The organism is Sinomicrobium oceani (assembly GCF_900119185.1).
Lineage (GTDB): Bacteria > Bacteroidota > Bacteroidia > Flavobacteriales > Flavobacteriaceae > Sinomicrobium > Sinomicrobium oceani.
In genome coordinates this window covers 78,014-99,879 of record NZ_FPJE01000018.1, presented here as the reverse complement: position 1 = coordinate 99,879, position 21,866 = coordinate 78,014, and the positions used below count along the sequence as shown (strand labels likewise).

At 50.0% G+C, this 21,866-nt stretch carries 21 protein-coding genes; 7 read left to right on the top strand and 14 right to left on the bottom strand.

Annotated elements, in window-relative coordinates:
- Window positions 1-181: 181 nt before the first annotated feature.
- Both istA and istB read left to right on the top strand, forming a co-directional pair.
- A complete protein-coding gene (istA, locus tag BT112_RS15760; RefSeq protein ID WP_083564896.1) occupies window positions 182-1,729 on the top strand; it encodes an IS21 family transposase in 1,548 nt (515 codons plus the stop codon).
- 11 nt (window positions 1,730-1,740) lie between these two features.
- Window positions 1,741-2,475 (top strand): IS21-like element helper ATPase IstB, encoded by a 735-nt coding sequence (istB, locus tag BT112_RS15755; protein WP_072317555.1) that lies wholly within the window; start codon window positions 1,741-1,743, stop codon window positions 2,473-2,475.
- A 417-nt stretch (window positions 2,476-2,892) separates the two neighbouring features.
- Here the strand turns inward: istB and BT112_RS15750 are convergent, their stop codons facing one another.
- From BT112_RS15750 to BT112_RS15705, 9 genes are all read right to left on the bottom strand, one after another.
- Window positions 2,893-4,236 carry a GntP family permease gene (locus tag BT112_RS15750; RefSeq protein WP_072318343.1) on the bottom strand — a complete coding sequence of 448 codons (1,344 nt, stop codon included), beginning with the start codon at window positions 4,234-4,236 and terminating at the stop codon, window positions 2,893-2,895.
- A complete protein-coding gene (gene gndA / locus BT112_RS15745) occupies window positions 4,233-6,134 on the bottom strand; it encodes an NADP-dependent phosphogluconate dehydrogenase (protein WP_245777056.1) in 1,902 nt (633 codons plus the stop codon). The genes BT112_RS15750 and gndA overlap by 4 nt, the downstream gene beginning before the upstream one ends.
- A gap of 142 nt (window positions 6,135-6,276) precedes the next feature.
- Window positions 6,277-7,149 carry an ABC transporter ATP-binding protein gene (locus BT112_RS15740; protein ID WP_072318341.1) on the bottom strand — a complete coding sequence of 291 codons (873 nt, stop codon included), beginning with the start codon at window positions 7,147-7,149 and terminating at the stop codon, window positions 6,277-6,279.
- Window positions 7,146-7,817 (bottom strand): molybdate ABC transporter permease subunit, encoded by a 672-nt coding sequence (gene modB, locus BT112_RS15735; RefSeq protein WP_072318340.1) that lies wholly within the window; start codon window positions 7,815-7,817, stop codon window positions 7,146-7,148. The genes BT112_RS15740 and modB overlap by 4 nt, the downstream gene beginning before the upstream one ends.
- Window positions 7,817-8,215, bottom strand: a complete 399-nt coding sequence (locus BT112_RS15730) for a TOBE domain-containing protein (RefSeq protein WP_072318339.1) — start codon at window positions 8,213-8,215, stop codon at window positions 7,817-7,819. The genes modB and BT112_RS15730 overlap by 1 nt, the downstream gene beginning before the upstream one ends.
- The gene (gene modA, locus BT112_RS15725) at window positions 8,208-8,969 is read right to left on the bottom strand and encodes a molybdate ABC transporter substrate-binding protein (RefSeq protein WP_072318338.1); all 762 of its coding nucleotides are present in this window, start codon (window positions 8,967-8,969) and stop codon (window positions 8,208-8,210) included. The genes BT112_RS15730 and modA overlap by 8 nt, the downstream gene beginning before the upstream one ends.
- A gap of 10 nt (window positions 8,970-8,979) precedes the next feature.
- Window positions 8,980-9,501, bottom strand: coding sequence for a molybdopterin-dependent oxidoreductase (locus tag BT112_RS15720; protein WP_072318337.1), 522 nt, complete (start codon window positions 9,499-9,501; stop codon window positions 8,980-8,982).
- Between the two features lie 368 nt (window positions 9,502-9,869).
- Window positions 9,870-10,697: a sulfurtransferase gene (locus BT112_RS15710; RefSeq protein WP_072318335.1), complete on the bottom strand. Its 828-nt coding sequence runs from the start codon at window positions 10,695-10,697 to the stop codon at window positions 9,870-9,872.
- A 103-nt stretch (window positions 10,698-10,800) separates the two neighbouring features.
- Window positions 10,801-11,451 (bottom strand): alpha/beta hydrolase, encoded by a 651-nt coding sequence (locus BT112_RS15705; RefSeq protein WP_072318334.1) that lies wholly within the window; start codon window positions 11,449-11,451, stop codon window positions 10,801-10,803.
- A 388-nt stretch (window positions 11,452-11,839) separates the two neighbouring features.
- On the opposite strand from BT112_RS15705, the gene BT112_RS15695 reads away from it, so the two are divergent.
- Genes BT112_RS15695 through BT112_RS15680 form a run of 4 tightly spaced genes read left to right on the top strand, consistent with a single transcriptional unit; the run spans window position 11,840 to window position 15,976 of the window.
- Window positions 11,840-12,508 carry a succinate dehydrogenase cytochrome b subunit gene (locus BT112_RS15695; protein ID WP_072318332.1) on the top strand — a complete coding sequence of 223 codons (669 nt, stop codon included), beginning with the start codon at window positions 11,840-11,842 and terminating at the stop codon, window positions 12,506-12,508.
- Window positions 12,505-14,427 (top strand): fumarate reductase/succinate dehydrogenase flavoprotein subunit, encoded by a 1,923-nt coding sequence (locus tag BT112_RS15690; protein WP_072318331.1) that lies wholly within the window; start codon window positions 12,505-12,507, stop codon window positions 14,425-14,427. Before BT112_RS15695 ends, BT112_RS15690 begins: the two co-directional genes overlap by 4 nt.
- Before the next feature lie 7 nt (window positions 14,428-14,434).
- Window positions 14,435-15,187, top strand: a complete 753-nt coding sequence (locus BT112_RS15685) for a succinate dehydrogenase/fumarate reductase iron-sulfur subunit (RefSeq protein ID WP_072318330.1) — start codon at window positions 14,435-14,437, stop codon at window positions 15,185-15,187.
- Between the two features lie 36 nt (window positions 15,188-15,223).
- Window positions 15,224-15,976: an SDR family NAD(P)-dependent oxidoreductase gene (locus BT112_RS15680; RefSeq protein WP_083564961.1), complete on the top strand. Its 753-nt coding sequence runs from the start codon at window positions 15,224-15,226 to the stop codon at window positions 15,974-15,976.
- A gap of 87 nt (window positions 15,977-16,063) precedes the next feature.
- On the opposite strand, the gene BT112_RS15675 is transcribed toward BT112_RS15680, so the two are convergent.
- The 4 genes from BT112_RS15675 to BT112_RS15650 form a co-directional block, all read right to left on the bottom strand.
- Entirely contained in the window at window positions 16,064-17,116 is a 1,053-nt protein-coding gene (locus BT112_RS15675) for a type I restriction endonuclease (RefSeq protein ID WP_072318351.1), read from the bottom strand.
- Between the two features lie 95 nt (window positions 17,117-17,211).
- Complete coding sequence (locus tag BT112_RS15670) at window positions 17,212-17,511, bottom strand: SH3 domain-containing protein (protein ID WP_072318328.1); 300 nt, start codon at window positions 17,509-17,511, stop codon at window positions 17,212-17,214.
- A 553-nt stretch (window positions 17,512-18,064) separates the two neighbouring features.
- Window positions 18,065-19,390: a Na+/H+ antiporter NhaA gene (gene nhaA / locus BT112_RS15655; RefSeq protein ID WP_072318325.1), complete on the bottom strand. Its 1,326-nt coding sequence runs from the start codon at window positions 19,388-19,390 to the stop codon at window positions 18,065-18,067.
- A 266-nt stretch (window positions 19,391-19,656) separates the two neighbouring features.
- Window positions 19,657-20,010, bottom strand: coding sequence for a hypothetical protein (locus tag BT112_RS15650; protein ID WP_072318324.1), 354 nt, complete (start codon window positions 20,008-20,010; stop codon window positions 19,657-19,659).
- A gap of 248 nt (window positions 20,011-20,258) precedes the next feature.
- On the opposite strand from BT112_RS15650, the gene BT112_RS15645 reads away from it, so the two are divergent.
- Window positions 20,259-21,536: an APC family permease gene (locus tag BT112_RS15645; protein WP_072318323.1), complete on the top strand. Its 1,278-nt coding sequence runs from the start codon at window positions 20,259-20,261 to the stop codon at window positions 21,534-21,536.
- Between the two features lie 111 nt (window positions 21,537-21,647).
- Here BT112_RS15645 and BT112_RS15640 read toward each other — a convergent pair whose 3' ends face one another.
- Entirely contained in the window at window positions 21,648-21,851 is a 204-nt protein-coding gene (locus tag BT112_RS15640) for a DUF6327 family protein (RefSeq protein ID WP_072318350.1), read from the bottom strand.
- Window positions 21,852-21,866: the final 15 nt, after the last annotated feature.

Here is a 21,866-nt window from a genome sequence, read left to right as displayed (position 1 = left end):
TGCATATTCCGCTTAAAACGGACACCCATTCCGCTGGAAAGCGGACAGTCATTCCGGATTAATACGGACACCCGTTCCGTTTCAAAACGGACAGTGATTCCGTTTTAAAGCGGACAGCCATTCCGGAGCAAAACGGACACTTTTCTCATCTTGGAGCCATTAACTTATAAAACGAAGGATAATGGCCAACATTCCGATAGGTATGAGAGAAGTACGCGAACTATTACGTTTATATTTTGAGCAAGGGCTTAGTGGCCGAAAGGCGGCTAAAATTGTAGGCATCGGTAAAACCGCAGCCAGCCAGTATATTGCGGGTTTTAAAAGCAGTGGTCTTCCCATTAGGGGAATCTCCGGGATGAGTGACAGTGAGCTCATCCACTTACTCAATATCAGGAAGCAAACCCAAAATCCCCGATACATTGTTTTAGAAAAGCTTTTCCCTTATTTTGAAAAGGAGCTTAAAAAGGTAGGGGTAACCCTGCAACTGCTTTGGGAAGAATACCGGCAGATCCATAAAGAAGGCTATGAATACAGCCAATTTTGCCATCATTATTATCATTGGCGTAAAGAGAGCAAAGTCAGTATGCATATGGAGCATAAGGCTGGCGATAAGCTCTTTGTGGATTTTGCAGGACAGAAACTTTATATCACGGATCGGACCACTGGTAAACGAAAAGCTTGTGAAATTTTTGTCAGTGTTCTTGGCTGTAGCCAGTTGTGTTATATTGAAGCAGTCCCCTCGCAAAAGAAAGCCGATTGGGTGGCCGTAAATCAAAATGCCCTTCGTTTTTATAAAGGTGCTCCGGCAGCCATTGTCCCGGATTGTTTACGTGCTGCGGTGAGTAAATCCCATAAATACGAACCTGAAATCAATCAGACCTATCAGGATTTTGCCGCGCATTACGGAACCGTTATTTTACCGGCCAGAGCTTTACACCCAAAAGACAAGGCCTTAGCGGAGAACTTTGTGCGCATTGCCTATCAGCGTATCTATGCCCCTTTGCGCAATCAGGTCTTTTATTCTATAGAAGAACTCAATGAAGCCCTTTGGGATCAGTTGGATAAACACAATCAAAAGTCTTTTCAAAACAAACCCTTTAGCCGGCAAATGCTCTTTGACCAGGTGGAGAAAAAAGAGTTAAAGCCGCTGCCCACTACATGGTATGAATTAAAACACTTTTGCAAACTCAAGGTGCAATACAATCATCATATTTATTTAAAAGAAGACAAACATTATTATAGTGTCCCTTTTCAGTATACGGGAAAACAGCTCAGGGTCATCTATACCGACCGTTACCTGGAGGCTTATTTTGATCACCAAAGGATTGCGCTGCACCGGCGCGACCACACCCCCTATAAATATACCACAAAGAGTAAACATCGCCCGGCCCATCATCACTTCCAGGCCGCATGGACCCCGGATCGTTTTATCCGCTGGGGCCGATCCATTGGCCCTGAAGTAGAACAACTCATCACTAAGGTCCTGGACAGTCGCGATCATCCCGAACAGGCTTACCGAAGCTGTATGGGACTGTTGAATCTGGCCAAAAAACACCCCAAGTCCAACTATATAAAAACCTGCAAAAAGGCACTTGAACTGAACTGCTTGCAGTATAAGTTTATCAAAAACACCCTGAACAACAAAACCTTTGATCTGGAAGAAGAACCTTTAGACTTATTCCAGTTACCAGTACACACCAACATCAGAGGAAAAGAACATTTTAATTAAAACCAATAGATATGAATATTAATGCCACTTTTGAAAAGCTGCATACCATGCGCTTAAACGGGTTTGCACAAGCCTACCGGGAACTTACCGAAAATGCCTTGGAGAAGAACTTCTCCTTAGATGAGCTTATCGCTCATCTTATCGAAGCAGAGTACGAGAATCGGTACAATAAAAAACTAAAACGCCTGATCACTCAGGCCCGATTTAAACAACAAGCATCTTTTGAACAAATCAATTTTCATCAACCCAGAGGAATGGATAAAAACATGCTTTTGCGTTTGCAGCAGGGGGACTGGATCAAAAAATCAAAAGACCTGATCATTACAGGACCCACCGGAGTCGGCAAATCGTTTATTGCTTGTGCTTTAGGCTTCCAAGCTTGTAGCCAGGAACTCAAAACCATCTATTATACCGCTAATAAGCTACTGGATCGTATGACACTGGCCAAGGCTGATGGCAGCTATTTTGAGTTTATGGACAAATTAGCCAAGACAAAACTCTTAATTATCGATGACTTTGGGCTCAAACAAATTGATCATAAACAATGTAATATGCTTTTGGACCTGGTGGATGAGCGCCATGGAAGTTCATCCACAATAATCACCTCACAACTACCTGTAAAGGCTTGGTTTGACTGCTTTAAGGAACCCACTATTGCCGATGCAATATTAGATAGATTAACTAATGGTTCTTACAGAATAGAATTGCAAGGGGAATCCATGAGAAAATTTAGAAAAGAACAGTAAAAAAAATTTAATTAATTTAACCGAAAGTTTTTGAGAAAAGTGTCCGTTTTGAAACGGAACACCTGTCCGTTTTCAGCGGAATATGCAATTATATCCATGGAAAAGGTGTTTTAGAGGGCCTAACCCTTGCGGCAAACCCGGTTGTGGATGTGCTCAGGCCTTCTTCATTGACCAGGTCATTGCAGCAATAAATAAAGTAATATTTGTGAGAAACAGGGATATGCCACAGCGAGGCGTTTTTCGTTTCTTTCTTTTCACTGAAGGATTGGCCAGCGAAGTTGTAAACTTCGCAGAGCGGGATTATTAAACTAATGTGTGACATCTAAATAACTCACTACCCTGACAACCTAATAACGGAATAACCCAACAACCCAATAACCACTAAAGGCCTGTCCATACCCAACTACACAACCATTTTCAAAATACATAATACAGCACAGACACCACCCCGAAGCCTGTTAGTGCGAGAATGGTGGTCATCACCGTCCAGGAGCGGAATGTCTGTTTTTCGGTAAGCCCGAGAAACTGGTTGACCATCCAGAACCCGCTGTCGTTGACGTGCGACATTATCGAGCCTCCCGAAGCGATGGCGATGACGATACAGGCCAGTTCAAAACCGGAAAATCCTGTGCCCTCGATCAGGGGAGCAACCAACCCGGCGGCAGTGATCATGGCTACGGTCGATGACCCTTGTATGATACGTACGGCAGCACTGATCAGGAAGGCAAAGACCAGGACGGGAAATCCGACCCCGGCCAGGGATTGGGCGATCATCCCCCCGGCTCCGGTATCAATAAGGACCTGTTTAAAGGCTCCGCCTGCCCCCGTTATAAGGATAATGCTCCCTGCCGGAGCCATGGATCTGGACGAGATATCCAGCAGTTGTTTTCGGGTAAAGCCCTGCCGTAATCCCAGCAGGTACCACGCGAGGATATTGGCTATGATCAGTGCCGTAAACGGGTGTCCGAGCAAGGCAATTCCCTGTGTAATGTATGGCGAACTTACCGGGATGAGTCCGCTTTCGGTAAAGGTATTCAGCAGGATGAGGAAGATGGGTACGGCGATAATGGCAAAGACGGTCCGGATATCCGGAATTTCCTGGTCTGCGGTGACTTCTTCATCGCTCAGGGAGGGAGCCTCCACAAAGATTTTTTTCCCGATATATTTCCCGAACAGCAAGCCGCTGACAACGGCTGTGGGCATACCGACGAGAAAGCCGATACCGATAACCCACCCCAGGTCGGCCCCGATAATATCCGCCACGGCAATGGGTCCGGGTGTAGGCGGAATAAAAGCGTGTGTTACGGCCAGACCCGAAAGCAGGGGAATGGCAAAGAGCAACAGCGATTTTCCGGTACGTTTCTGCAACGCATAGACCAGGGGGATAAGCAGTATAAAGGCGACGTCGAAGAAAACCGGAATGGCTACGGTAAACCCGGAGAGGACCATGGCTACGGGTGCCCGTTTTACGCCGAATTTCTGCATCAGGAAACCGGCGATCCCCCGGGCACCGCCCGAATGTTCCAGGATAGCGCCAAACATGGTGCCGAGCCCTACGACTGTGGCCACGAACCCCAGGGTGTCTCCCATTCCTTTTTGTACCGTAGTTATGATAAGCCCGGCATCCAGTCCGGCTGCAAGACCAACTACGATAGCGGCGATGAGCAGGGCGGGGAAGGCGTGCATTTTTACGCGGAGAATCAGCAACAGCAGTACGATGATCCCGGCTGCTATGGCGGCGAGCAGGCGAAGTTCTGTCATAGGTTCCCGGTGTTTTTCCAGGCGGTATGATGTACGATCGTTCCCCCGTCATCGTTACGCCGGTAGGTGTGGGCGCCGAAATAGTCGCGCTGGGCCTGTATAAGGTTTGCACTTCCGCGGGATGCGGTGGCGCCGTTGAAATATTGCACCGCTTCTCCCAGGGCCGGTACGGGTATGCCACACTCCACACCGGCCGATACCAGCCGGGCCAGGGCCGGATTCCACGATTTCATACGGGTTGCGATATCCGGGTGTGCCAGGAGTGAATGCGCTGTGCTTAGGATGGCGGGCAATTGCTCCATCAAATCCGATCGGATGATACAACCGTTGGTCCAGATGCGGGCCAGTTCCGGCAGATCCAGCGTCCACCGGTAGGCTTCGGAAGCTTCCCGGAGCAACCGGAACCCCTGGTGATGGTTGATAAGGCGTGCTGCCCGATAGGCCCGGAATACCGTATTTTCATCGATATCAGGCACCGAATCGCGTGTTCCGTAAAGGGCTTCCATGGCTATGCGCTCTTCCTTGAATGCAGAAATGTAACGGGCAAAGAGGGACGCTACGATCATGGTAGCAGGAATCCCCAGCCTGGCGGCGGCGATGGCGGTCCAGTTGCCCGTACCCTTGTTCCCGGCCTTGTCCAGGATACTGTCGATAAGCCAGCCCCCGTTTTCGCGGGTGCGTAGAATGTCGATCGTAATGTCCAGTAAAAAGCTGTTTTCTTCCATTTTCCACTGTTCCAGGATGCCGGCAATGTCGTCCGGGTTTTTTCCGGTCCGGGTAAAGAGGAGGTATATTTCGGCCAGCAGTTCCATCTCCGCATATTCGATGCCGTTGTGTACCATTTTTACAAAGTGTCCGCTGCCTTCCGGTCCGATATACGTACAGCATGGCGCCCCGTTACGGTCCCGGGCAGCAATAGCCTCGAGAAAGGGTTGTACGGTTTTATAGGCTTCGGGGTCCCCTCCCGGCATCAGTGAAGGACCGTTGAGGGCCCCTTCTTCGCCCCCGGAAACCCCGCAACCGATAAAGTGTATGTGGTGTGCGGCCAGCAGTTCGGAGCGGCGCCGGGTGTCCGTAAAATGCGAATTCCCCCCGTCGATTACCGTATCGTTTTCCGAAAGCAAGGGAATCAGTTCATAGAGGATCTCATCGGTTGGGGTTCCGGCAGGGACCATGAGCATGATTTTCCGGGGTGTTTGCAGCGACCGGGTAAAAGCCCGGAGATCGTCAAAAGCCAGGCTGTCCTGTAATTCGGGATGTTCTTCCCGGAAACGGACGGCGATATCCTCTTCCTTTCCGGGTACATGGCGGTTATACATGGCGATGGGGAAGCCTTTCCCGGCGAGGTTACGACACAGGCTTTTTCCCATGACGCCGAGACCGATCAGGCCGAATTCTTTTTGCAGTTTGAGTTGTTCCATAATATCCGATACGATGTGTTCGGGGTCGTTACCGATATCTGCAATGACGGCTTCCCGCGGAGCTTCCAGGATGTCGAACTGGGAGGTCAGCAGCGAGGCAGGCATAAAATGGCCGCGGCGTGCCTGCAGACGTTCCATGATCTGGGTATAACGCCCCCGGAGATAAACAAAATATACCTGGGTTTCCAGCCCTTTCCGAAGGATATCCCTGTATTTTTCCCGGAGTGCGGAACATGCGATAATACACGATCCGGACTGTAGCTGTGTGGCAGCCAGCCGGTTCAGAGCCTGTAACCATCCCTCACGGTCGTTGTCGTCCAGCGGAATTCCGGAAGCCATTTTAGCACGGTTTGCTTCCGGGTGATAGTCGTCCCCGTCAAAAAAAGGAAATTGTGTACTTAGGGAAAGCAGTTTCCCGATCGTGGTTTTCCCGGAACCGGAAACCCCCATAACAAAGATTGCGATTGGTTTTTTCAATACGATTAGGTTTTTGATATCAAGCGGTACCTCTCACAGCCGGATTGCCGCTGTTTTTCGCCCCGGATGTACCGGGTCCGGATTTTCTGATGTCAAGATAACTGTTTTAACCGCATCGTGCAAGTAGACGGGATTATCGGGGCTATATTTTCCGGATGACGGGATTGAAAGCTTTGGAGGCAACGGCGACTTTGTCTCCCGGTTGCAGGTCTGCGGCTTCGGAAGGGTCGGCGATGATCTTTACCTGGTCATGGCCGATGCGCAACGTAACAATATAGACGATATCGGCCTTCTGTACCCCGGTTACTTCCCCGGTAAAGCGAAATCTGGCACTGCTTTTCCCCAGACCGAATATGTCCGCAGGGGTACCCTCACGGACGATCCTGCCATCCTGAATTTCGTACAGCCGGTCCGATAATTTCATGATCTCACCGACATCATGGCTGATGAGTAGCGTGGTAAGCTGGTATTTCCGGTGTACATCGAGGATATACTGCTGCAGTTTTTCGCGCATTTCCCGGTCCAGGGCCGAAAGAGGTTCGTCCAGCAGAAGCAGGTCCGGTTTACGTACCAGCGCCCGTGCCAGGGCTACCCGTTGCTGCTGTCCTCCCGAAAGCATACCGGGCTTTCGGTATTGCAGTTCCCCGAGTTCCACGATGTCTATAAGTTCGTCTACGATGGTCCCGGATTGCTTTTTGTCCAGGGCAAATTCGAGGTTTTTCCGTACGGTCATATTCGGGAAAAGCGCATAGTCTTGCGACACATAACCGATATTGCGCTGTTGCGGGGGAAGGTTGATATGCCGTCTGTGGTCGAACCAGGTTTTTTGTGTGGTGGTGATGTGTCCCGCATCGGGTGTCATCAGGCCGCACAGCATTCGTAACGTGGAGGTTTTTCCGGCTCCCGAAGCCCCGAAAAGTGTGACAAACTGTCCCGCTGCCAGGCTCATGTCCAGGTGCAGGTCCATTCGGCCCTGTGCCGATTGCAGGTTCTTGCGTATCCGGATATCGATCATGGCGAGAAGCGTTTCAGGTACCCGCCGTTGACGAGGTACACGATGAGTAATGTGCCAAAAGAAATACCGAGCAGGACCAGGGAATACCCGTGAGCTGCCATATACCGGAGCGCTTCTACCTCGTCATAGACGGCAATGGAAGCCACCCTGGTTTTCCCCGGGATATTACCGCCGATCATAAGCACGACCCCGAATTCGCCTATCGTATGTGCAAAAGTGAGAACAATACCCGTGAGCATGGCGGGTCTGATGTTGGGGAGCAGGACCCTGAAGAGGGTGGTACGGCGTGATTTTCCGAGGACATACGCAGCTTCCGAAAGAGCTTGTGGCAGTGCGGACAAGCCCGATTGTATGGGATGAACCATAAAAGGGAGGCTGTAGAGCACGGAAGCCAGTACCAGCCCGGAAAAGGAAAATACCAGCCGGATCCCGAACCGGTCATCCAGCCATTCGCCGAAAGCATTGTTGGGACTAAAAGCCAGCAACATGTAAAATCCGAGTACGGTAGGAGGTAATACCAGGGGCATGCTCACCAGGGCTTCGGCAAAAGGTTTGATACGCGACCGGGTCTGCGAGAGCCAGTAGGCAAGCGGAATAGCCAGGACAAAGAGGATAGCCGTGGTTACGGCGGCCAGTTGCAGGGTCAGTATTACAGGGCCCCATTCCATTACGGGGCCAGGATGATCTCGTTCAACTTTACCATGGCCGTCACCGGGGAGTTTTTCTCTAACCCGAGTTCCACAGCAGCATCTGTACTGATGATAGAAACCAGATTGCCTATGGCAGTCTGTATGGTGAGCCTGCTGAGCAACCGGCCTTTTTCGATGGCGGAGATATGCCCTTCGATCCTGTTGCGAAGGCTTACGACAGGGGCTTTGGCAGTAGTAATAATAACCTCTGTTTCCTTGAACTGTACCTGTACGGGGCTGTTTGTCCGGAGGTATGCGGAAGTCTCCGGGTCGTCTATGACGATCGCTTCGAACGTATGAGGGTCCACACGGACAGTGACCAGGGCCAGGGCGTCATGGGTACGGATACCGGTGATATGTCCGGAAAAACTATTCATCTACCAAATATCCGAAATCTTTCAGAACCTTCCGGGCCTCCGGCGAAAAAAGATAGTCGTAGAATTTCCCGGCCTGTTCCGGGTCCGTATCCGGTTGTGGGATGAGCACCACACCCTGGGCGATAGGAGGGTAGGTTTCCGGATCGGGAATGATATAACGGCCTTTTCCCTCGATGTCGGGAGAACGTACGACCGAAAGCGCGGTAAACCCCACCGTTGCCGCCCCGGACATAATAAAGTGATTGGTCTGGGAGATACTTTCGCCATAGACCAGCTTATCCTGTACCGTATCCCATATCCCGTAGTGTTTAAGAACAGCTACGGCAGCTGCCCCGTAGGGAGCATTGCGAGGGTTGGCCAGGGCGATGTGCCCGACATCCGGATGCGGGAGTGCGGTTAGGGCAGGTATCGCTCCGTTCACGGACCAGAGGATGAGTCTGCCGTAGGCATAAATTTCGGGCGGTGCTTTGGCGACACCCTCTTCGTACAGGGTTTGGGGATATTTCATATCGGCCGAGACGAAAATATCATAAGGGGCTCCTTCGCGGATCTGGGCGGTAAGCTTGCCCGAAGAACCCACGATCATCTCGCATTCCACCCCCGTTTTCTCCGTGAAATCCGCAAGGAGCGGTTGCATGGCAAATTTCATGTTGGCTGCGGTGGCCACGGTAATTTTTGCCTGGTGAGCCGGGCTGCAGGCAAGGCAGCACAGCATCAGCATTCCATATACTGCGATCTTTACGGTCAATGTCATATCCTGCTTCTTAATCCAGTCGTCTGATCTCTATTTTCGAAACCCATTTTACATGTCTTGGTCCCGTAACGACATCACTGGCACAAAACACGGTAAACCTGCCGTTTTTGGTAATGGGTTTGCCGTTTTTTTCCAGGAGCAGCCAGGTATGGTCTGCCGCCGGACCATAATACAGTTCGTTCCATGCAAAGGCTACTTTATACCCGTCATTGGCGATAACGTAGACGATATAGCGGCCGCGGTCTTTCTTATGAGGCATGTCTACCCCTGCCTTATCTATGATATCCCGGAGCAGGATGCCTTTGAACGTGCGGATCTCCTGTTTAATTTCGCCTGACATTCCGGTAACATTCCGGTCGTTTTTTATGGTTTGCAGCCGTAATCCCTGGGTGTCTCCGGGGGTCAGGGTAAAAGGATGGGCTACGAGTCCGCTTATTTCGACTTTTTCCGAGATCGGGTGCTGTTGCCCGTATAAGGGGAACAGACAGCACAAAAAGATCAATAACAGGCTTCCGGGAATAAAATGTTTCATGAGAGGGGAAGTATTGGTTATTACATTATTAGTGTCCGTTAAAAATTATTATATGTTCTTTGAAACCCTTGTAACCGTAGCTTTCAGTACTTTTTACCCGGTGAACATGCGGGGTAATGCCGCTAATGCCATTAAAAGTTTTATTTGTGAATACGGATTGCAAGGATTTCAAAGAGCGGGAGTGCAAGCTACTCAAAATAAGCTTATTTTAACGAGTTTTCGACCGGTCTTATACCTAACGGTTAGGTATATGCAATATATCCGGTTGGTCCCTGAGCAGGCTCTAAAGGGTAGATGGGAGCATGCCTGGGGAGCGAGCGTTTACGGAGTGAACAGGTAGTCTCATCCCACAATAACCGAACATCCCATTACACCACCGGCTTCCCGCTATGGCACCACGCACTCCAGGAACCGGGATAGAGTTTCGGGAGGGGGAGTCCGGCGTAATCCATGGCCAGAAGGGTGTGACAGGCCGTGACTCCCGAACCGCAATGCACGATGATATCTGAAGGATGATAGTGTGCAAAAACCGGTCGGTACAGGGCTTTCAATTCTTCAGGGGGTTTAAACCGGCCATGGGGTTGTAGGTTATCCCGGAACGGCATATTGATGGCCGATGGGATATGCCCGGCCACGGGGTCGAGGGGTTCCGTAATACCGAGATAGCGGTCCCGGTCCCTGACATCTATAATACAGGCCTCCTCGTTTTGGGAGGCCGCTTCAACCGCTTCGGTACCGGCTACCGGCCACAGCCATTCCGTTACGGAATAGACTGTTTGCTGGGGGACGGGTGCGGTTCCGGATTGTACGGGGATACCGGTTTTTTCGGCTTCCTGCAATCCGCCGTCGAGTACCTGAACCCTGGTATGTCCTGCGGCGCGGAGCATCCACCAGAAACGGGCCGCGGCATTCGATCCGCCTTTATCATCGTAGAGCACGACATGGCTGCCGGGCGTAATGCCGAGCGATCCCAGGGTACGTGAGAATTTTGCGGGCGAGGGCAGCGGGTGGCGTCCCCCTTCGGACGCAGTGTGCCCAAGGCTGGCAAGCTGGGTGTTCAGATCGGCAAAAAGAGCACCTTGCAAGTGCTTCCGGAGATAATTCCCCGAAGCATCTTTGCCATTGCTTACATCGATGAGGACCAGGCCGGGGTCCTGTATAGCGATAAGTTCTTCCGGTTGAATGACAGCGATCATTATGGTGCGTTTTTTAGTCTCCGGTCAAAGATAGGTTTTTTCCCGGCACAGACACGGTACCTCCGGAGTACGGGACTCGCTTACCCGGTGGTAAGGAAGTTTTTCATTCAGGGGTATAACAGCCTTTGGCCCATGCCATGGCCGGACGTGTCCAGGCGTCGAGGGGTCTGAACAAAAAACCGTGTCCAAGTCCGGTATGCAAAGCTATTTCCCTGAAGTGTGCTATACGACAGGTCGAGTTTTCTTTGCGTTTTATGGCGGAAACCCCGAAGGGATCGGTTTTTTCGTAAATCGTAAGGATGTTGCCACAAAAATTGATATCCGGAATGTCCTGTATATCAGTTTCCCTGAAACAGGCGACAAAGACAAAATGGAGTTCCGGTAACTGCATGAAAGTAGAGACATACTGGGCGATATACCCGCCTTTGGACGTACCTATAACGGTGATATCGGATGGTTTTACCCCTGCCCGAAGCAGACGGTCTATCTGCCTGCATACCGTTAATGCGTATTCCCGGGCATTGACGTTACCTTTCCTGATCTCGCTGATCACCCGGAAACCGTGACTTTCGAAAGTGTCGAGGATAGCCTGGTATTCCGTAAGCCCGTATTCGGGGTGAGGTTCGCTGAGATCGTGGGTTTCCGGAAACCGGTTGTGAAGAAAAAAGATGTATTTCACGGTATCCTCGTATCCGAAACAGGGAAACAGGCCGTACCCGTTAAACAGGGCGATGAGGATCAGGATTTTTTTCATCGGAGACATGTGTATTAATGATAAGCCTCGTTTACGTTTTTTAAAGGTACAGAAATATGTGGTTGTGATCCCGACATCAAAAAAATTTTTATCCGGTCACCGAAATTTGAACCTGCCCGGCAACCTGTGGAGAGGCCTGCCCGAAAACAGGGTCCGCCTGTATACCCGGTGTACTTTCACCGGGGTTCCGGTAGGGGAGTTGGCTCCTGGTGGTATGGAGTGTACTCGGGTCGGACAATAACAGGGTTATTTTGATGTTTTTTTGGGTTTTGAGTAAGAATATTCGTAAATTTAAAGGGAGTAACAATCATCAATACTACTTCCTTCATGGCGTTATAGCGGATGATGGTACCGGGGCGGGAAGTTTACGGATAAAAAAGCATACTGTATGTGGTTCGTTAAAAACATGATCACCCGTAAAAACCTGATGGCTTTAACGGGGCTTTTCCTGGCGTTCTTTCTGATTATCCACCTGTTGGGAAACCTGCAGTTACTCCTTCCGGATGAGGTTGCCCGGGAGCAGTATAACTGGTACAGTCATCTGCTGGCCGGGAATATCGTTATAGAGATTATTGCTATAGTACTGTACGCCTGTATTCTGCTTCACCTGGCCGATGCGATATACCTGACGATACGGGGGCGGAAGGTCAGTGGGAATTATCGCCTCGACAAGCGCGCAAGGGCCAGTACCTGGTATTCCCGGAACATGATGTTTCTGGGTGCCGTGATCTTTGCTTTTCTCGTTATTCATTTCAAGGACTTCTGGTACCAGTATAAATTCGGGACGCTCCCGCTGGACGAAAAGGGACACAAGGATCTGTACACGCTTGTAGTAACCGCTTTCGGACAGTTGTGGTATGTGATAGTGTATATCATAGCGATCATAGCGCTGGGTTATCACATGCTTCACGGTGTCTTCAGTGCCCACCGTACCCTCGGGCTGTATCACCCGGTGTATAACCGTATCGTGAGGACGGCCGGTGTAGTGTTTTCCGTGGCCATGACTTTCGGGTATGCCGTTATTCCTATTGTTATTTATATAAAACAACCCTTATGAGCCGAATATTAGAGGTGAGGATCCCGGACGGACCGCTGCCCGAAAAATGGAGTAATTACAAGGCAAAAGCAAGGCTGGTCAGCCCCAACAACCGCAAGAAGCTCGATGTCATTGTGGTGGGGACGGGGCTCGCGGGAGCGTCAGCGGCAGCTTCCCTGGCGGAGATGGGCTATAACGTAAAGAGTTTTTGTTTCCAGGACTCCCCGCGCAGGGCACATTCCGTAGCGGCACAGGGAGGCGTAAATGCTTCCAAGAATTACAGGAACGACGGAGATAACGTTTTTCGTTTTTTTTACGATACGATCAAAGGCGGAGATTTCCGCTCGCGGGAGGCCAATGTGTATCGCCTGGCGGAATGCTCGGCCAGCCTGATCGACCAGGCTGTTGCACAAGGAGTACCCTTTGCCCGGGAATACGGGGGGTACCTCCGGAACCGTTCTTTCGGTGGGGTACAGGTATCCAGGACATTCTATGCCAGGGGACAAACAGGACAGCAATTGCTACTCGGGGCGTACCAGGCCCTGATGCGACAGGTATCCGCAAAAAAAGTGACTTTATATGCCCGTCATGAAATGCTGGACCTGGTGGTGATCGACGGCAGAGCCCGGGGAATTATTGCGAGAAACCTGGATACGGGGCAGACGGAGCGGCATGCGGCGCATGCGGTGGTCCTGGCCACCGGAGGGTTCGGTAAGATCTATTACCTGTCCACACTGGCCATGGGGTGCAATGCTTCCGCGATCTGGCGGGCGCATAAAAAGGGCGCTTTTATGGCCAATCCGAGCTGGACACAGATACATCCTACCTGTTTACCGCAAAGTGGGGCGTACCAGTCCAAACTCACCCTGATGTCCGAGTCGCTCCGCAATGACGGTCGTATCTGGGTGCCTTTACAACACGATGATACCCGTGCCCCGGGCGCTATCCCGGAGGAAGAGCGCGATTATTACCTGGAACGTAAGTACCCGTCTTTCGGAAACCTTGCCCCGAGAGATATAGCCTCCCGAGCGGCCAAAGAACAGATCGATGCGGGCAAGGGCGTAGGCCCTCTTAAAAATGCGGTATATCTCGATTTCTCGAAAGCCATAGGCGAATACGGAAAATCTACTATAACAGAACGTTACGGCAACCTCTTTACGATGTATAAAAAAATTACCGGTATCGATGCGTACCGCGAACCCATGAAAATATCGCCCGCTGCCCATTTCTCAATGGGCGGACTGTGGGTGGATTACGACCTGATGACGTCCGTACCCGGGTTGTTTGCCATAGGCGAAGCGAATTTTTCCGATCACGGCGCCAACCGTTTGGGCGCGAATTCTCTCTTACAGGCCTGTGTAGACGGCTATTTTGTATTGCCTTATACCCTGCAAAATTACCTGGCCGATGAGATCCGGACACCGCGTTTCGATCCGGACAGTACACCGTTTATCGAGGTAGAACGCGCAGTAAAGGCGCAGTTGCAACAGTTTACGGACTGCAGGGGGAGCAAGACCGCAGATGAATTTCACAGGGAACTCGGCAGGGAATTGTACGACAAATGCGGATTGCTGCGGTCCGGGGAGGGATTGCGTAATGCGATCCGGAACATACGGGAGTTGCGGGAAGCGTTCCGGCACGACCTGCTGGTGCCCGGCCATACCGATGAGGTAAACAGCGAACTGGAAAAAGCGGGTAGGGTTGCCGACTATATGGAAATTGCAGAACTGATGTGCATCGATGCCCTTCACAGGGAAGAGTCGTGCGGGGCACATTTCCGCGAAGAGTACCAGACGGCGGAAGGAGAGGCCCGGAGAGATGATGAACGGTTCTGCTATTCGGCAGCCTGGCAGTGGACCGGAAACCCGTCCGAACCCGTACTTCATAAGGAACCCCTGGTTTTTGAGACGATCACACCCACAGTAAGAAGTTATAAATAGCGCAGTTATGGATATAGTGCTGAAGATATGGAGGCAAAAAGATCAAGACAGTACAGGAAAGCTGGAAACGTATACGCTGGAGGAAGTAAATCCGGATATGTCTTTCCTGGAAATGCTGGATACCCTCAATCACAACCTGGTTAAGCAGGGCGAGCGGGCCATAGAGTTCGATCACGACTGCCGGGAAGGGATCTGCGGGCAATGTGGTATGATGATCGACGGTATAGCTCACGGTCCGCTGAAACATACGACGACCTGCCAGCTTCATATGCGGTCGTTTTGCGACGGACAGACCATACAGATCGAGCCTTTCCGGGCCGAAGCCTTCCCGGTTATCCGGGACCTGAAAGTGGACCGCAGTGCTTTTGACCGTATTATCGCTTCCGGTGGTTATGTTTCCGTAGATACCGGGCAGGCCCCGGAAGCCAACAGTATCCCGATAGCACATCACGATGCGGAAGCGGCTTTCGATGCGGCGGTGTGTATCGGGTGCGGGGCCTGTGTGGCCAGTTGCAAAAATGCGAGTGCCTCGTTGTTCACCGCGGCCAAAATATCGCAAATGACCCGTTTGCCACAGGGCAGGGAAGAAGCCGGTACGAGGGTTACCCGTATGGTCCGGCAGATGGAATCGGAAGACTTCGGACATTGTACCAATACCGAAGCCTGTGAGGTGGAATGCCCGCAGGCAATATCCGTACTGCATATTGCCAGGATGAACTATGAGTATAACCGGGCCGGAATATTTTTTAATAAAGCGTAAAAGATTGTTCGATCATATTTCACAATAAAAAAGCTTATGAAAATGTTAGAAAACAAGGTAGCCTTAATTACCGGTGCAGGTTCCGGTATAGGCAAAAGCACGGCATTGCTGTTTGCATCACATGGGGCAAAAATAGTGGTTACGGATATCAACCCGGAACACGGGGAAGATGTGGTGAAAGCGATTACGCATAAAGGCGGGGATGCGGTTTTCATACAGGCCGATACGTCCCGTCCCGAGGATTCCGAGCGTACCGTGGCCGGGACGATCAAGTCGTTTGGCAAACTGGATATCGCTGTTAATAATGCAGGGATCAGCGGTGCTTCGGAGCCTATAGGAAATTATCCGGTGGAGTCCTGGGACAAGGTAATTGCCGTGAACCTTTCGGGGGTATTTTACGGTATGCGTTACCAGATACCGGCCATGGAAAAGAACGGATCCGGCGCTATTATCAATGTGGCTTCCATACTCGGACAGGTGGGGTTCGCCAATTCGGTGGCTTATGTGGCCGCCAAACACGGAGTGGTGGGCATGACCAAAAATGCGGGTATCGAATACGGTAATAAAAGCATCCGTGTCAATGCGGTGGGCCCCGCATTTATAGAGACCCCCCTGGTGAAGGATGCCATGACCGAAGAGGCTTACGAAAGCCTGAAAGCACTGCATCCCATGGGCAGGCTGGGACAACCCGGGGAAGTTGCCGAACTGTTTCTGTGGCTGGCCAGCGATAAGGCCTCTTTTGCCACGGGAGCATATTACCCGATAGATGGGGGCTACCTCGCCAGGTAACGTAGTAATGATCGTATTCCGGGAATGTTATACGGTACATTCCCGGAATTATACCTGTCGCTGATATAGGTTGCCGAAGGCCCGGGGTTATTCACTCTCATAGCGGTCTACCGTATGTAACAGGTGTTCTTCGTACTTATAAATGTCATCTACGGAGGCTATGACCTCCCTGGTCTCTTGTTTTTTTTCGTCGAACAGACCGATGTACTTGGTATTCCGGTTGAGGTGTAACCTGCATATAGGCTTTCGGTTGTTATCATCGAGCAGGATGCCGAAATACGATTGCGTATCGCGGTGAACGATGCGGTCTACCGGGAGTTTACGGCGTAAAATGGCCAGTACGATCCGGTAACCGTCAAGTTCTTCCTCTGTAGTTTCTATCTTGCTGGGTTCTTCCTGGGGTACTTCCGAAGTTTTCTGTTTTTCTTCCTCTTTATTCAGCGCCATGTTGAGCCGGTCATTGACCCTGTCGCTGATGATCTGGTTGAATGCCCTGCTTACGATTTCCGTAAACTCCTCCATGACATTGGCCGTAAGACGCCCGTGATAAGCTTTTCCGGCAAAGAGCTTGACAAATTCCGGGGATGGGGCTAAAAGCTCACTGTCGATTATAGATTTGATCTCGCGGGTGTACTTCAGGTTACTGGCATTGTTGACGATCTTGGATACATCGAACCTGGATTTATGGAATTTTTCGATTTCCTTTACGGTATGCTCCTTAAGCCTGGTGATGTCAAATTCCAGAAAGGGGCGATTGTCCATTTTGTTGGTCTCCTCCAGGTCGGTATAAAAACGATAGGTAATACCGTTGGTAAGCAGCGCAAACCGGGTTTTGGTCACGTGAAAGTAGCGGAACAACTGGGAGTTATGAACATCGAGGTCCTGTTTCCAGTGTTTGCATTCTACAATGAGAATGGGATCGCCCTGCTGAAAGATGGCATAATCCACTTTTTCTCCTTTTTTCAGTCCGAGGTCGGCCGTAAATTCCGGGATCACTTCGGTAGGATTGAAGGTGTCATACCCGAGGATATTAATAAAAGGTAAGGTGAAAGCGTGTTTGGTGGACTCCTCGGTTTCGATGAGTTCCTTCAGTTGCTCTACTTTGTCGGCCAGGGCCTTTAATTGGTTATAAAGCTCCATCATCTTTTGGATTTTACAGTTAATTCGGGATGAAATTAGGTGATGCCCTGCGGATTGTTTTACGGGAACCCTCAGAGGGGTGAGATCCCGGGGTGTTATAAGACGAGGACAACATACCCGGAGTGGACATAACCCATGGTCCCCGAGGCTTTTACCCGGACCCTGATCCAATCGTTTTCGCGGGCGAGGAAAACGAGTTCCTGTTTTTCCACAAGGGTTTCTATGACAGGGTACGTCGTGTCCGGACCTTCCCGAAGATTGAGGATCTTAATACGCACCAGTAGTGTTTTGTTGTGAAGCCAGGAGGATTCATCGCTGCGGGTATCCGGATTGTCATACCTGTTTCGGTTGAAGCCGGTCCGGAAAGATCCTTCGGGGCGTTGTACATTTTCCATGGTTTTTTTGGTGGGCGAAGGGGAGGACGGGGACTGTTTTCGGGAACAAACCCCACAAGATCCTCCCCCGCGGTTGCAATGTGCACAACTGCTACAGTTTTTGCAGGCCTTGCAATACGATGCCCCGGTGCACGTTGCCGTATTTCCGGAACAGCAGGAAGCTATGGCGGTTAACGGTTGTGCGGATAAAAAAGGGGGAGTGCCCAAAAGCAGGAATGCAAGGCATAAGAAGGATAGACCTCCTGAGATTTGTGAGCGGACTGTGAAATTAAGATAAAAGTACCCGATGTGGACGGTGTCGCGTACCTTGCGAAGGCGGCTGTATAAGGTTGTAATCATATCCGGAAATTTTAGATTTTCGGGACAATTTAGCTCGCTTTTCCTGGAGAAGTTTACGGGAACCCACAGAAAAATATCTTTCAGGGCTGCCCGGGGTGCATCATTCCGTTCCGGAATGATAAGTCCACCGGAAGCCCCCTGAATTTAAAAAGCAGAAGAGGTAACCTTTTCGGATTACCTCTCCTGCTTTTTTATGTGGTCCGTCCCCGGCAGGCTATCCAGCGGCCTGTGCTGTTTTTCGGGAGGTTTTCAGGACGATGACTCCCAGAATTGCCGCGATGAGGGATGCCAGCAGAATACCGTATTTGGCTTGTGTAATGAATTGGGCGTCATTGAAAGCGAGATTGGTGACAAAGAGCGACATGGTAAAGCCCATTCCGGCAAGCAGCGAAAGCCCCAGAATATGTCTCCACCCGGTGTTGCCGGGTAATTTTGCTATTTTGAATCGGGCCATGATCCAGGTAAACCCGAAGATCCCTATACATTTCCCGATAACCAGGCCGGCGATGATACCCAGGCTGACGGGGTTTTCCAGGTCTCTGAAAAAATTACCTCCGATAACCACGCCGGCGTTAGAGACGGCAAAAAGCGGAATAATGAGAAAACTCACCCAGGGATGCATGGCAGTTTCCAGTTTTTGTAAAGGGGTCTGGGCCGCGTAGCTCACATTTTTGATTTCTTCTATAATATCGTGTTGTTTTACCGTAGTCAGCGGCCCCTTGAGCGGGATTTCACGGTCGAATTCGCTGATCAGTCCCCGGATATGACCGGAGTATTCGTTTTCGTCTACTTTGGTACGGGCGGGAATAGCAAAGGCCACCAGTACCCCGGCAATGGTAGCATGTACCCCGGAAAGCAGAAATGCCAGCCATACGCCCCCGATACCCAGCGCGGCATAGAAAATGATATTACGAACCCCCATAAAATTGGCAATAAGGAGTATGGCGAGGATAACGAGCCCTATGGAAAGGTTAAACAGGGACAGGTCCGAACTGTAAAACAGGGCAATAACGATAACGGCCCCGAGGTCGTCTACCGTAGCCAGGGCTACCAGGAAAACTTTTGCGGCAACAGGGACTCTGTTGCTTACGACGCCCATAAGCGCCAGGGTGAAAACGATATCCGTGGCCATGGGAATACCCCATCCGTCCGAAGAGGGTAACCCCTGGTTGATCATCATATAAATCACAGCAGGAACCAGCATCCCTCCAAGGGCGGCCATAAAGGGCAGGAGTGCCTTTTTGAATGATGCGAGTTCTCCGGCAATCATCTCCCGCTTCAGCTCCAGTCCGACCACAAAGAAAAACATGGCCATGAGCCCGTCATTGACCCATTCGTGCAGGGTGTAATCGAGATGACGGTTTCCGAATTCGATATCGAGGGGCGTTTCCCAGAATTCGTTATAGGCGTGTTCAAAAGGGGAATTGGCAAGGATAAGAGCGGCTACGACGGCGAGAAATAACATAATACCGCCGGCGTGCTCGTAATGAATAAATTTATGGACAGGGGATAATGCTTTGTCCAGAAGATTCTTCTGCATGATTTGTATGTTTAATAAGAGTAAGTGTGTTTTATGATAGGGGAGGCGAAACCTCCTGTTTTGGCATGGGGCTGCCCACCGTACCTGCGATTTTAAAGGCCCGGAGGACCTGCCCTTTCTAACAAAGATCGTGAATATTACTTTAAAAGGTCTCCGGGATACGTTAAAAAACAAGTGGTTTTTTTGTGGTAAACAGGGATGATTTTTCCGTAATTAAAGGGAAAAAAGCGATAGATCACGTCTTATGAACGGCAACCTGGGTGGCGTCACCAGAAGATATGGTGCGGATAGAACAAGGCGGAAGTCAGGGTGTTCCTGTCTACGACCGGGTAAAAAACCGGGTGTATATAGGGCACGGAAAAAAACACCAACGGCAGTTTTGACGGAAATACGAACTTATCGGTACCTGCTTTTCGTTTGGCCGGGCTTTCCGAGATTTTCTGCGTTTTCAGGCAATGGAAGAAAAAGAGAACTTCGACATTTTTCTTCTGAAGCAACCGCATTTCCTGACTCTGTGTAGCATTTCGGATGGCACTATGTGCATACAGGGTTTGCGGATACCAAAGACTGAAAAACAGTATCCCCAAACCTGTACAAATGTCTTTTACAGAAATTCTCATGGGGCCAAATATATATTTTTTTGTAATATATACAACGCAAACCGGTTTTACTATTTTATTAAATTTTTGAGAATGTATAAAAATGAGAGCGTGTTGTGACAGGAAAAACAGGGCTTTAGCGGCATTTTATGGAGCTTTTTAATAGGGGAAGATCACGAACTGCTTCGATAGACCGGAATTACCAAAATTACACGGTGCGATTCATCAATTATTTTTACCTTGTTACAGCAGAACTTTAACATATTCGGATGATGAAAAAAATCAGGCTCAGGGATGCTATTTCCATCGGTATCGGGGGCATGGTCGGAGGTGGGATCTTTGCCGTTCTGGGGCTGGCTGTTTCCCTGGCAAAGGGAGGAACGCCGATGGCCTTTTTGTTTGCCGGTTTGCTCGCCCTGATTACCTCGTACAGTTATGTAAACCTGTCGCGGGCATTTCCGGACCGGGGCGGGACGGTAAAATTTATAAACCAGGGATTCGGTGTATCTGTGTTCAGCGGCGCGATGAGCAACCTCCTCTGGGTGAGTTATATCATTATGTTGTCGCTCTATGCCTCGGCTTTTGGTTCTTACGCACCTAACCTACTCGAAATTACAGGCAATAAAACCGCTGATTTCCATATCTATGTGAGCGCTATCATTATCCTGGCTACAGCCATCAATTACTATAGCATAGCCGTTGTGAGCAAGATAGAGTCCTATGCGGTCATTATCAAACTACTTATCCTCATCGGGTTTATCGGTATAGGAGCTTACGGACTTATCGGGAATCCCAATATCAGCCAGCTCACTATAGATCAATGGGAAGCGCCGGTGAAACTCTTTGCAGGGGGTATGGTGATCTTTGTGGCTTATGAAGGCTTCGAACTTATTGCAAATGCGGCACCTGATATCATCAACCCGGAAAAAAATATCTCCAGGGCTTATTATTATTCCGTAATCTTTGTTATAGTGCTCTATATAGTAATTGCTTTGGTAACCGTAGGATCACTCCCTTTCCGGGACATTGCAGATGCTGAGGATTACGTATTGGCAGAAGCAGCGCGTCCTATGCTCGGGCAGGCCGGGTTTACCATCATTACCATTGCAGCACTCATCTCCACGTTTTCGGCGATCAATGCTTCGTTGTACGGGGGAAGCAGGGTGAATTTCGAAATTGCCGAAGAAGATGAACTGCCCCATCATTTCCTGGCACAGTTGTGGAATCAGCCCGTAGGGCTCTTTATTACGGCCGTGGCCACCCTGATCCTGGTGAATATACTCGACCTGGAAAGTATTTCTACGGCCGGGAGTGTAGGTTTTCTACTGATCTTCGGGGTCGTAAACTATACAGGTTTCAGACTTTCTGCAAAGATCAGCGGGAACCGCGGGATCCCCCTAACGGGATTTGTGTGCTGTATGATAGCATTGCTTATCCTCTTGCATCAGCAATACGAAACCAATCTTACCGGCGTGTTTATCGCTTTAGGGATCATCGCCTTTTGTTTTATATCGGAATGGTTTTATAAACGAAGCGAGAAGAAATAGGACTATAGTGTGTAAAAAAACAGAGGAAGTATAGCCATGTCCATGTATATGGTGCTATACTTCCTCGTTCATAATTCACCTGCTATGGTCAATTGATGAGATCAACAGGGATCAGCCAAACACTTTTTTTACGATTTTTAGCGCAAGTGCGCGTTTGAGAATAAACCCCGTTGTTTTACCTACGATATTAAGGAAACCCAGATCTTCTTTGAGATTGTTATAACTGAGTTTGATTTCTTCTTTGGATATGTTTTTCTGAAGCCGAAGCATTTTCAGATCCTTATCGACTTCATCAAAAGAGGTATAGACTTTCATCTGTAAAAATTTAGA

What these genes read in the sequence shown, in the direction of transcription:
- istA (WP_083564896.1), top strand. Translation starts at nt 182, where the DNA reads ATGGCCAACATTCCGATAGGTATGAGAGAAGTACGCGAACTATTACGT.
- istB (WP_072317555.1), top strand. Translation starts at nt 1,741, where the DNA reads ATGAATATTAATGCCACTTTTGAAAAGCTGCATACCATGCGCTTAAAC.
- BT112_RS15750 (WP_072318343.1), bottom strand. Translation starts at nt 4,236, where the DNA reads ATGACAGAACTTCGCCTGCTCGCCGCCATAGCAGCCGGGATCATCGTA.
- BT112_RS15740 (WP_072318341.1), bottom strand. Translation starts at nt 7,149, where the DNA reads ATGATCGATATCCGGATACGCAAGAACCTGCAATCGGCACAGGGCCGA.
- modB (WP_072318340.1), bottom strand. Translation starts at nt 7,817, where the DNA reads ATGGAATGGGGCCCTGTAATACTGACCCTGCAACTGGCCGCCGTAACC.
- BT112_RS15730 (WP_072318339.1), bottom strand. Translation starts at nt 8,215, where the DNA reads ATGAATAGTTTTTCCGGACATATCACCGGTATCCGTACCCATGACGCC.
- modA (WP_072318338.1), bottom strand. Translation starts at nt 8,969, where the DNA reads ATGACATTGACCGTAAAGATCGCAGTATATGGAATGCTGATGCTGTGC.
- BT112_RS15720 (WP_072318337.1), bottom strand. Translation starts at nt 9,501, where the DNA reads ATGAAACATTTTATTCCCGGAAGCCTGTTATTGATCTTTTTGTGCTGT.
- BT112_RS15710 (WP_072318335.1), bottom strand. Translation starts at nt 10,697, where the DNA reads ATGATCGCTGTCATTCAACCGGAAGAACTTATCGCTATACAGGACCCC.
- BT112_RS15705 (WP_072318334.1), bottom strand. Translation starts at nt 11,451, where the DNA reads ATGAAAAAAATCCTGATCCTCATCGCCCTGTTTAACGGGTACGGCCTG.
- BT112_RS15695 (WP_072318332.1), top strand. Translation starts at nt 11,840, where the DNA reads ATGTGGTTCGTTAAAAACATGATCACCCGTAAAAACCTGATGGCTTTA.
- BT112_RS15690 (WP_072318331.1), top strand. Translation starts at nt 12,505, where the DNA reads ATGAGCCGAATATTAGAGGTGAGGATCCCGGACGGACCGCTGCCCGAA.
- BT112_RS15685 (WP_072318330.1), top strand. Translation starts at nt 14,435, where the DNA reads ATGGATATAGTGCTGAAGATATGGAGGCAAAAAGATCAAGACAGTACA.
- BT112_RS15680 (WP_083564961.1), top strand. Translation starts at nt 15,224, where the DNA reads ATGAAAATGTTAGAAAACAAGGTAGCCTTAATTACCGGTGCAGGTTCC.
- BT112_RS15675 (WP_072318351.1), bottom strand. Translation starts at nt 17,116, where the DNA reads ATGGAGCTTTATAACCAATTAAAGGCCCTGGCCGACAAAGTAGAGCAA.
- BT112_RS15670 (WP_072318328.1), bottom strand. Translation starts at nt 17,511, where the DNA reads ATGGAAAATGTACAACGCCCCGAAGGATCTTTCCGGACCGGCTTCAAC.
- nhaA (WP_072318325.1), bottom strand. Translation starts at nt 19,390, where the DNA reads ATGCAGAAGAATCTTCTGGACAAAGCATTATCCCCTGTCCATAAATTT.
- BT112_RS15650 (WP_072318324.1), bottom strand. Translation starts at nt 20,010, where the DNA reads ATGAGAATTTCTGTAAAAGACATTTGTACAGGTTTGGGGATACTGTTT.
- BT112_RS15645 (WP_072318323.1), top strand. Translation starts at nt 20,259, where the DNA reads ATGATGAAAAAAATCAGGCTCAGGGATGCTATTTCCATCGGTATCGGG.
- BT112_RS15640 (WP_072318350.1), bottom strand. Translation starts at nt 21,851, where the DNA reads ATGAAAGTCTATACCTCTTTTGATGAAGTCGATAAGGATCTGAAAATG.